The organism is Thiocystis violacea, assembly GCF_016583565.1.
Classification (GTDB): Bacteria; Pseudomonadota; Gammaproteobacteria; order Chromatiales; family Chromatiaceae; genus Thiorhodococcus; species Thiorhodococcus violaceus_A.
The window spans coordinates 1-9,503 of sequence record NZ_NRRF01000111.1 but is presented as its reverse complement, the minus strand read 5'-3'; the positions used below and the strand labels follow the sequence as shown (position 1 = coordinate 9,503).

The 9,503-nt window shown below is 59.3% G+C and carries 8 protein-coding genes; 1 reads left to right on the top strand and 7 read right to left on the bottom strand.

Annotated features, from left to right (window positions below):
* The first annotated feature begins 677 nt into the window (after positions 1-677).
* A complete protein-coding gene (locus CKO23_RS22870; RefSeq protein ID WP_200335520.1) occupies positions 678-1,259 on the top strand; it encodes a putative colanic acid biosynthesis acetyltransferase in 582 nt (193 codons plus the stop codon).
* Positions 1,260-1,431: 172 nt separating this feature from the next.
* Here CKO23_RS22870 and CKO23_RS22865 read toward each other — a convergent pair whose 3' ends face one another.
* From CKO23_RS22865 to CKO23_RS22835, 7 genes are all read right to left on the bottom strand, one after another.
* Positions 1,432-2,238 carry a class I SAM-dependent methyltransferase gene (locus tag CKO23_RS22865; RefSeq protein WP_200335518.1) on the bottom strand — a complete coding sequence of 269 codons (807 nt, stop codon included), beginning with the start codon at positions 2,236-2,238 and terminating at the stop codon, positions 1,432-1,434.
* An 83-nt stretch (positions 2,239-2,321) separates the two neighbouring features.
* Positions 2,322-3,422 carry a glycosyltransferase family 4 protein gene (locus CKO23_RS22860; RefSeq protein ID WP_200335516.1) on the bottom strand — a complete coding sequence of 367 codons (1,101 nt, stop codon included), beginning with the start codon at positions 3,420-3,422 and terminating at the stop codon, positions 2,322-2,324.
* Positions 3,423-3,541: 119 nt separating this feature from the next.
* Positions 3,542-4,063, bottom strand: a complete 522-nt coding sequence (locus tag CKO23_RS26085; protein ID WP_242482676.1) for an acyltransferase — start codon at positions 4,061-4,063, stop codon at positions 3,542-3,544.
* Positions 4,044-5,288 carry a lipopolysaccharide biosynthesis protein gene (locus tag CKO23_RS22850; protein ID WP_200335514.1) on the bottom strand — a complete coding sequence of 415 codons (1,245 nt, stop codon included), beginning with the start codon at positions 5,286-5,288 and terminating at the stop codon, positions 4,044-4,046. The genes CKO23_RS26085 and CKO23_RS22850 overlap by 20 nt, the downstream gene beginning before the upstream one ends.
* Positions 5,289-5,442: 154 nt before the next feature.
* Positions 5,443-6,240: a sulfotransferase domain-containing protein gene (locus CKO23_RS22845; RefSeq protein ID WP_200335512.1), complete on the bottom strand. Its 798-nt coding sequence runs from the start codon at positions 6,238-6,240 to the stop codon at positions 5,443-5,445.
* 124 nt (positions 6,241-6,364) lie between these two features.
* Positions 6,365-7,786 (bottom strand): O-antigen polysaccharide polymerase Wzy, encoded by a 1,422-nt coding sequence (locus CKO23_RS22840; protein WP_200335510.1) that lies wholly within the window; start codon positions 7,784-7,786, stop codon positions 6,365-6,367.
* A gap of 41 nt (positions 7,787-7,827) precedes the next feature.
* The gene (locus tag CKO23_RS22835; RefSeq protein ID WP_200335509.1) at positions 7,828-8,994 is read right to left on the bottom strand and encodes a glycosyltransferase; all 1,167 of its coding nucleotides are present in this window, start codon (positions 8,992-8,994) and stop codon (positions 7,828-7,830) included.
* Between the last annotated feature and the right edge of the window lie 509 nt (positions 8,995-9,503).

Genomic DNA, 9,503 nt, shown 5'->3' with positions numbered 1-9,503 from the left:
CAAGCGAATGAAGGCCGCCTGGAACGAACCCTATCTCACCAAGCTGGTGTTCGAGGCCCCGAAGATCACGCCTCGAAAGGCAGCCTCCAAGGACTCGAATATTAGGAAAATGTGATGCGATTGCCCTGGTGCTTCATCCCCGCCTGCGAGCCGCCGCGCAGATCGGCCACCGAATCATGCGGCATGAAACCATATTCCAGATTGAGCAGATCCACCGCCTCGCGGCTGGCGTATTAGTTGTATTTGGTGGTCCACCAGGTGAGAGAATTGAGGTTGTCGTCGATGATCTCACCATCGAATTCCACTGTCGGCCCGGCCACCTTGATGTGCTCGTCCATCCAGCATTTAAATAAATCTGTACCCTTTATCCCCTTATTCAGGGCATCATAGATCCCCCGATCCGGCTCGCTCTGTCAACGCGAAACCGGGGTTCGCGGTCTCCCGCTCTCGGCGCGAATCAACTCGACTGTTCCATCGGACGAACCGACGTCGATCAGGAGGTACTCCAGCGCAATCCCCTGCTGAATTTCAACCGATCCGAGCGTTTCCGCGAGAGTCTGAACCGCATTGTAAGAGGCCGAAACAAGCGTAAGCTGCATGGCGTATCGACAATCTCCTGATAGCACAGACGGGTTTCCCCTAAAATAGTTACAAACCCAACACCGAAGAAACTAGCCATGTCTCGCAAACTTCGTCCACAAGTTCTAACCGGCCGAAACAAGCTGGCGCGCGCCGTCTGGGAACTTGTTTGGTTGCTGTTATTCCGTCCTTCCCCCCGGATCTTCCATTCATGGCGCTGCATGCTTGCACGCCTGTTTGGCGCACGACTCGGAAAGCGGATCCGTCTCTATCCATCCGCACGGATCTGGGCACCGTGGAACCTGACGATGGAAGATCATAGTTGCTTAGGGCCGGATGTCGATTGTTACTGCGTCGACAAGATCCACATCGGGCACCAGGCCATTGTCAGCCAATATAGCTATTTATGCACCGCAAGCCACGATTACCGCAACAGGGAATTACCCTTGATATCTGCACCGATCCTGATCGGTGCTCAGGCATGGATCACGGCGGATGTATTTGTCGGACCTGGCGTCACCGTCGGTGAAGGCGCGGTAGTGACAGCTCGATCAAGCGTCTTTGGAGACATCCCACCCTGGGTGGTTGCAAGAGGTAACCCAGCCATGCCATACAAAGAGCGAACGCTTAATTCGGACGGGCAACGAGTGAAAAATGACTTCGATCCATCCACGTTGTAATTCTTGGCGCGCCCCCAAACGCCAGCATGATCGGACTGGGCGGTAGAAGCTCATTGCACAGCTTTTGCTGACAACGCAAACGTATCGCAGAGGCTGTCACCTCAATCGGCGATCGAAGCGCCTCCCCGGACAGCCAGCGTGCAGGCACAGGCCGTGCGGGAACCGACCGTTATCACGTGTTCCGCAGTACCAGGAGACTCGAGTGACCGTAGTGGCGGCCAACCACGGCGTCAGACACAACGCCGAGCTTTACGCCCCCGCCGAACGGCAGTTTCCTGACCCAATCGAGCCATCGCGGTTCGTCATACTCCTCTTCGACCCCCTTTAACGAGCCAAAGCCGCGCCGCTCCACCAGCTCCATGCCGTGCCGCTTGCAGACCTCGGAGACCCGCTGGGGATCCAGCGCGAACTGGTAGAAGCGGCTGAGCCGCTCCTCCGACTCGACCCACTCCGCGTATCGACCAGCGCTGGCCTTGCGCGCTCTGACCCCATTCATCGCCGGAAACGTCAGGAACATCACACCGCCCGGACGCAACACGCGGTGTGCCTCGGCGATTATCGGGTCATAGCCGTCGTAGAAATGTTCAATGACCCCGAGCGACCAGTAGCCATCGAAACAATCGTCTTCGAAATCCAGATCCATGACATTGCCTTCGACAATGTTCAGCTGCGGCAGATTCTGGTGCAGCCAGCTTACGGTTTCCTTCGCGAAATCGACACCAACCGCCGAATACCCGTTCGCCTGAAATGCCCGCACCTTGTCGCCGAGGCCACAGCCGCCTTCGAGAACCGCTGAACCGGCCGGTAGATAGCGACGGGTGACACCGCAGATATAGCGATGCTTCGGTGGATTCTGCAGCAGGCGCGGCTTGTCCTGCTCGTTCCAGTGCTCGTCCCAGAACTCGCTCGACGCATTGGCCTTCAGGTAGACGAGCCTCTGGTTGTCCGCGTCAAAAAATCTTTCTGCCTTGGCACTCATGTGTTGCGTATTCCATAGCGTACGTTTCTATCATTCGCACTCTGCGCCAAACCATGGGCGCAATCGCAGCAGGGCGCATTTTTTCAGCGCGCGATAGAATCGCTGGGCGCGGATGCGTCGCTCAGGACCGACGCATAGTACTCCCGGTATCGCGACACCAATCTTTCCACACCATAGGTGCTCGCCAGCCGGCGCCCCGCGTCCGTCATCGCCGTTCGCGTGGCTGCGTCCGCCTGCACCCGCGACAGGCACCTTGCGAGCTGATCGTGATCCCGGGGATCGAACAGCAGCGCCGCCCCGCTGTCTCCCACGACACCGCGGTGGACCGGGGTATCGGAAGCGACCACCGGCAGCCCGACAGCCATGGCCTCCAGCATCACGTTGGGGAAGCCTTCGTACCATGACGGCAGGACCAAGACATCATGCAGTCGCATGACACCCGGCAGATCGTCGCGATAACCATACCAATGTAGGTCACCAGCAACGCCCGCCTGCGTTGCCATCCCGCGCAGATCCTGCTCGAGCGGGCCGGTGCCGCAGATGTTCATGCGCCAACCCTCGCCCCTCGCTGTGCTCGCCATCGCACCGACCAGGGCAGGCACGTTCTTCTGCTCGGCCAACCGCCCGGCAAACAGGATGTTGAACGAGTCAGCACCGCGAAATGCCGACGCCTCTGGCAAATCCCGTTTCGACTCGACATTCACGGCATTCGGAATGACGACACCGTGCTTGCGCAGAAACAGCCATCGATGCGCCGCTGAACAAACCTCGTACGGCGTATTCGACACCAGGCCGGAGCCAAACAGCGCAACAGCGCCGAACTCGATCACGTCCTGCAGGGTCCGAAACGCCTGCGTGTTGCGGTACGAGGCGACCGCCGGGATTCCGGTCCGCCACGCCGCCATCATCGCTGGCACCGTCATGACCGGCGGCAGCCAGGCATGCACGATGTCCGGTTTCGACTGCGCGATTGCATCCCGCAGTGCGCCAAGGATCCCGACATCGAACTTTCGCTTGCGACGGTAGGTTATATACCGACGGACATCCTCGTTCAGTTCGGCGCCGCTGGCGACGCAGAAGGTGACGCTGTCAATGCCGTGCGAACCGCCATGCCGACAAAGCAGGTCGAGCTGGGTTTCGGCACCCCCACCGCGCGACGAATGGATTACATGCAAGACCTTCATCGGTTGGGCACGGACCTGAATTCCTGCTGTATCCGTCCAGTCACGACGGAACTGCTGGCAGCTTGCAGTAAACCGGCAATCATTGCGCCGCCGACCGAACGCCTCCGATGCCGGGCCATCTAGGGGTAGAACCGATTTACGAGTTGTTCCCGCTTGTCTAGCTCGGACGTCCAGTCCCGTTCGAACACGTCCGCCTCGATCTTGGCCCGGTAATCGTCCAGGCTGCGGATCGGCTTCGCCGGGATGCCGGCGGCGACGCAGTCATCCGGAATCTCGCCACGCACGACGGATCCCGCACCAATCACGACATTGCTGCCAATCCTTGATCCAGGAAGGATGATTGTGGCGTATCCGAGAAACACGTTGTTCCCGACGATGATCGGCTTGCACATCTCGATCTTTTGTTCCTTCTCGCGGAATACCCAGACCCCACCATCGTGCGTAATGAATTTCACGCGACCAGCGACAGTGACGTGGTCGCCGATTTCAACCAGGTAGGGTTCGGATTCGAACGTACGGTCGTCGATCCCGATGAGTCGGCAATTGTGACCGATTCGAACACCAATGCCTCTCGCATAGGCGATGGGATCCCGATAGATCCTGTACTGACGAAACAACGCCCTAAGAGCTCGAACCAGCATGTTGGGATACCTTGTTGAAAGCAGCGGCAATGACAGCCACTTGAAGCAGCAACTTGATCACCGCCGCCACGATGAGGGCAATGAAAGCCCCCTTCAGGCCGAAGTCATCGATCAGCCAGTAAGACGCACCCACGGTCACGAGCAGGACAACGCCACCTATATGGCTTTGCTCCTTGAACAGTCGCATACCGGTCATGCCACTTCCGGTCAACGCGGATACATACAGCACTGCCGACCACGTCATGCCGAGCACGAACAGTTCTCCGGCGCTGGCGAAATCCGAACTGTAGAACAGCTGCAGAATCCGCGGTCCATAGAGCCATGCCAGAACAATGCCGGCCAGACCAACGACCAGGCCGGCACTGATCGAACGAACCTGCACCGCGACAAACGCCTTGCGATCGTCGCGATATAGCCGTGCAAGTTTGCCGACGATCGTCTGGCCAATCGCGTTCACGATCATCGCGCCCAGCATGGCGAATTGCGCGATCCCTGCGTAGATGCCGAGTGCGTCGATCGGCAGCTGCGCGGCGATGAAGTAACGCGGCACCTGCTGCGCAAGGATATTGAAACTGCCGAGGACCCCCAGCGGAAAGGCCTTGACGAAAAGACCACCCAGCGTCCCGGGACGCCCGGCGCCGGTCTCGCCTGCGAAGGCCGACCGGGGCCATTCGACACTGCGCCTGCCGGCACTCCAGATGAGCACGATGCCCCATGACAGCGCCAGCCCGTACAGTGCCACCTGGTAGGCACCACTGAGCCCCAGCAACGCCGAGAACACACCCAGTCCGAGCAGGCCACGAGCGGCCAGGGACCTGCTGACTTCGATGATCCACCCTGCACGCTGCAGGAAACCGTACTGAACGAAGGTGAAGGTCTCGATCGTCTTGGCCAGGGCCAGCGCGAACAGGACCGACATGTCGATGCTCTCCGGCGGGAAAGCGGTCATGGCGATGACGATGCTGGCAATCAGCGCCACGACGTTGCCGGCGACGGTCAGCAACAGGAAGTCGCGTGGGTCGTTTTCCTCGCTGATGTCGGTCGCGGCAACCGAGCGCAGGTCCAGCCCGGCCAGTGTGTATACGGGACTGACGATCGCCAGCGACAGCGCATAGACCCCGGCGGCCGTCAGGCCGACGAACTTTGTCAGCGCAACCAGTATCAACCACTGGCTGCCCGCGAAGATCAGGTTGCCACCAAGCAGTGACGCAATCTTCTTCAGCATCGCAGATCCGCGCAGGCGCACCCGGACAGCACAGTGGCCGGCCGTAACATCTCTACGCCTCGACTTGTGGATAATGTGCGATGGTCGGACGATGCGGCGTCAACGGCGTGCCCGCAGTTCGCCAGCGCGTTATCGATTCGGTGCCATGGAGAGATCACCACTGATACCCCAGCGCCTTCATCATGTCACCAAGCTCGCGCTCGATCAGGGCCGATGACTCGTCATCGAAATAATTCACCCAGTCGCCGGTGACGCCCTTGCGTTGGAATTTGGAATTGTCCTCGACCCCTTTCCCCCGGTCTTCGCCGTACTTGCGGCGGGTGACCTGCTCGAAGGTGTTGTAGGCGACGGCGTGGTCAATTCTCTCCGGATCCGGCCTGAGCCCGAGGAACTCCACAGCGCTGCCCAGTTCGCCGACCGCATCACGATGGAAACCTTCATAGGTCACAACACACTTACGCGCACAGTGTGACCACGATTCATGGAACTCCCGGTACGAAAAGTACGGATCGGTTTGGGCGGATAGCTTCGCCCGCAGATAACGGCCGAACGCCCCGCGCACAGAGTCCTGCTCCGAGAAATCGAAGTGCCCGGTGATTGCCAAGTGCGTGCCTCGCAACGCCTGGTTGCGCTCATAGAAATAGTACGAGACGAAGACGTCGCGCGGGTCTCGGTACAACACGATCGGATTGCACAAGCGGCTCGAATACAGTCGATGCAGCTGAATGACCGTGTTCCTGGAGATGTACCGATCATGATGGTACGGCGCGGCATGAAGGTAGGTTTCGAGCATGCGCCTGACCCAGGAACCGCCGCACTTCGGATACTCGACGACATGCGATATGCCCAGCGCCCTGCCAGCGACCGGTACCAGCATCGCATTGACGGCCTGATAATAACGTTGGCGGATGGGCTGACTACGCAGTCGCTGCAAGGTCGATGTGATTTGCATCTTTGGACTCACTGGCGGTTCGAACGACCGTACAACGGGTCGACACGGCCTGTAATGTCTTTCATGCCGGTGCTCCACGCTCGCTTGGTCGAACGTGCTGCATTAATGTCGCGGTTCCTGCCCATCAACGTACCGGCGCCTGCGTCGAAGGCGCGGCAACCTGTTGCCTGGGTACGAACTTGCCAGCGAACCACAGTATCAACAGCGGCCAGATCAACAGCCGGATAACCTTGAGGAAGCTGTACCGGGGCAGCGTCGCCATGACGCCGGCGAAGAAACAGAACAGGATCGGCACCAGCGGACTGTTCTCGGCCACGGATCGCTCCGCCAGGGAACGGCTCAGCGCGCCCAGCAGCGCCAAGCCGACGACGACGCCCGCGACCCCGAAGTCGATGTACAGATCGGCGACAATCGTCGTCCCTGTGCCTGTGGCAGAGTTCTTGCCCAAAATCACCGTTGTCAGGAAGTCCGACGTTGTCATGAACTCCGGGGCGGCGTCTTCCGGCAATACCAAGCGACGCAAGAAAGGCAAGACTCCCGCCAGCTCATGCAGCTTCAGCTCACCCTTGAAGAAATCGATATCCTTTGGCACCAGGCTCACCGCCACCAGGTAGACGAACCCGCTCTGGCCGATGTTGTCCGCGCTCGCCTCCACTGAGACGGCCGACCTATCATTGACAAAGACGTCGTAGATCCCCGCCAGCGATCGCGTCTCGGCCGTGCGTGCGACTTGTACCGCACTCATCAGCAATGCAACACCGAGGATCCCGGCGACGGACATCTTGACACTGATCGGCTTCACGTACCTATCGTAGGCAAACAACAGCACGATCGCGGCAAATACGAACTCGGAGCGGTCTCCTTGCACAAGGTAAGACAGAAGAATGGCTGCCATTAGCGCGTACACCAGAAGGCTCAAGGGTGACCAGCGCGTACGCGGCGTAGAGGATATCAGAACCGCAACCACGCCAAGCTTGGTCAGAATTGTGTGCACGAGGTAGAGGCTGGTTGCAACTATCCCTCCGACGGAAGTACCGACGTAGTGACCTTCGAAAGCTGCTCGACCATAGATGGCAAAATACAGAAACCAGGATACGAACCCGACAAAAAACATCGCGAGCCCGAGCACTCGCCAGCCAGGCGATGACACGGCAAACGTAGCCTTCACATCGCCTTTCGGGGTCGCCAGGTTGTATGCCATCACGAAGGCTGACATCCCGAGGAACGCTATCGCCACCGCTACGTTGGCGGAATGGAGGTATCGCCTTACCTCCCAAACATCCATAATCCCACCGACATCCATGACGAACCACGTCCAGAAGTGGACAAAGAAAAACATCAGCAAAAACAGGACATCGATATGTATCCAGCTACGCTTGCGGCCGACCAGGTGGCCACGCACCAGTTGCAGCACGAGGAGCAGCATCGCTGACACATAGACGACACGGACGAAACCCGGGTCGTAACCGTCTCTTGCGAACAACACGAGGATGCCCGACTCGAGTAGAAATACGATCGGCAAAATGAGTGAGAACAGACGGTTCACGTTATGGAGATACTAGCAATCGATTGAAGGTCAAATTCACGCTACGCGGCATCCAATACGCTTCGATAGATGGAAACACTCAACTCGGCAACAGAAGGCCAGGTGTAGTGCTGCAGAACAAGTCTGCGTGCAGCATCGGCCATTGCATCGCGTTTCGGCCGGTCTTCGAGAAGCGCGATGAGTGCCGCCGCAAAGGCATGGCAATCCAATGGTGTCACAATTCCCGCGCCGCTTTCAGCGACCTCTGGAAAGTTGCACTCCTCAGACAAAACCGCTGGCAGTGCGCTCGCCATTGCCTCGATCGTCGCCATGCTGAAACCCTCCTGCCGGCTCGGCTGGAAGAAGCAGTACGCGCCTTTCATGGCGGCGAACTTCGCGTCTCCGTAAAGTACACCGACGATATGCACCCGGTCGCCGATGCCGAACCGCTCGATCGCCCCGCGAAACTCATCCAATGCACCGCCGTCCGGGCCTGCAACGACGAGATCGACATCCGCAACCCGGTCGCACACCGTGGCGAACGCTCGCGCCACGTAGTCGAGCCCCTTGACCTTGTGCAGGCGACCGAGAAACAGCACATAGCGCCTGTCGGATAAAACGGGATGCAGCGCCAGGAAGGCCGACGCATCGACGACGGCATCGATCTGCGGTGCGAAGACGCCGTTCGGAATGATCTTCGCCGCCGGACCAAGCCCCAGGGCAGCGACATGAGACGCCTCGCGCTCGTTCAGCACGTGTAAAAAAGCCGCGTGCTGCAGGATCGAACGCCAGCCGAGCATCAGCGCCAGTCGCTTCTTCCAGCGCTTCTGGCTCAGTGCCCAGGGGTGCAGCATGCCGAGCGGGGTGCAGACGTAGGGTATGCCGACTGTCCGCGCCGCTCGGGCCGCAACCATCAGCAGCGGCTGCCACAAGCCGTGCAGGTGCATGATGTCCGCGCCGTCGATAGCCGCGCACAGGGGTTCATGCGAACCTGCGGCAGTGACCCGATCGGCGAGCGATCGATTGGATATCTTTACGTGGCGTACGTATTCGAGCCCAGGAAACTGCTCCGGCGATTCAGTGACCAGGCGCGCGCCGCGAGCGGCCGCGTTCGCGATGATCGTCACGTCGTGGCCGAGGCCGCCCTGCGCCGCTGCCAGACCGACCACGGCAGCGGGCGGTCCGCCCATTGCCAAGTCAAGAGATTCGATCACATGGACGATCTTCATGCTATCGCAACCGTTTTCGAATTATCCAGTGGGAAGGTTCACACCCTACCGCTCATGGTCCCAACCCCGGATGATGGGCGCATGAGATGCACGGCAAGGATACCCAGCCAGCATCCAGCCACCCAGTTCACCGACATGGTCCGCTCACTGAGGCTTCGACGAGGACGAAATCCTTCGCCTTTACGCGTATACCGTCGTTGTCTACTGAACGCAACGGCGTGCGGTTCATCGTCCTCACATGGGTGACCGGACAACCGAAAGCACGCGAAAACCATTGTGAGAACCTGGGGCTCGTCTAGGGAGTTCAATCTGTCCGGTTTTGAGCCTGTTCTGCTCACACACTTTTTGTCCGGCCGGGAAACGGCTCTCCCGGATCTCCTGGGGCTCTCCCGGATCTCCTGGGGTTGTGATATCTTATAAAACAGTGGCTTGAGAGCCAGTTCCCGTCAAAACCCAATTCGAACGCTGTTGATTATGATGCTTGACAAAGAGACCATCCGGGTGCTGTT